Below are 819 nucleotides of genomic sequence, written 5' to 3'. Positions count from 1 at the left end.
GGGTCGGTCTTGGTGGTGGTAGTAAAAGCTGCTTTTGGGCAGGTTTGCGATGTGCAGCAGGTATTTGAGCGGGTGTTGCGCCCTCAGTGTTTGGACGGTTTGGCTTTGTCCTTTTCGGTCTGCTTTTGGCTGAGGGCTTTTAACTCCTTTAGGTAGGCAACCTTTGCGCGCATATAGCACAACTCTTCGATAAGCTCTGCCTGTGTTTTTTCGTGGTCGGGTTTGTCGGCGATGAAGGGGTTTTTGCGGTGTTCGGTCATGGTTTTGGATTGGGGATGTTCGAGTGCGCCGATACCGCCTTCTTGATAGGCGCGTATCCATCGTCTCAGGTGGGTTCGGGAAATGCCGTAGTGGTCTGCGGTACGCTGTTGGCTGCGTATATGCAGGTAGTGGAGTACGGCTTGGTATTTGAAGTGTAATGTATATTTGCTCATAAAAAAACTGCACCTTGTGAGTTGGAGGGGATGTCCAACTTTTGGGGTGCAGTTCAGTTTTCAGACGACCTTTCGTCTTTATTTTTCGTTTTGTTTGTACCAGTTGATGAATTCGTCCGGTTTGGCGAAGCCGAGCAAGGGGTCGCTGCGGCGGCCGTCGGCGTGGATGGCGAAAATGCCCGGCGGGCCGTAGATTCCGTATTCTTTGTAGAGTGCCTGATGTTCGGGCGTGTTGGCGGTTACGTCGATTTGGAAGAAGCGTTCCATATCGACGGCTTCATGCACTTGTGGCTGGTTGAGCGTGTAGTTTGCCATTTCTTTGCAGGAAATACACCAGTCGGCGTAGAAATCCAAAACGACAGGTTTGTCGGGGTTGGCTTTCAAT

2 protein-coding genes are annotated in these 819 nt (G+C 51.2%); both read right to left on the bottom strand.

Annotation, left to right across the window (positions count from 1 at the left end; all coding sequences use genetic code 11):
* Positions 1-83 precede the first annotated feature (83 nt).
* Complete coding sequence (locus ACTHTY_RS11295; RefSeq protein WP_440367696.1) at positions 84-434, bottom strand: helix-turn-helix domain-containing protein; 351 nt, start codon at positions 432-434, stop codon at positions 84-86.
* Between the two features lie 78 nt (positions 435-512).
* Positions 513-819: thioredoxin fold domain-containing protein (locus ACTHTY_RS11290; protein ID WP_440367695.1), on the bottom strand; the 307-nt coding region annotated here is incomplete at its 5' end.

The sequence above is a fragment of the Neisseria sp. P0019.S002 genome (assembly GCF_051957155.1).
Lineage (GTDB): Bacteria > Pseudomonadota > Gammaproteobacteria > Burkholderiales > Neisseriaceae > Neisseria > Neisseria perflava.
The sequence above is the reverse complement of the archived record's forward strand: the minus strand, read 5'-3'. Positions and strand labels throughout refer to the sequence as shown.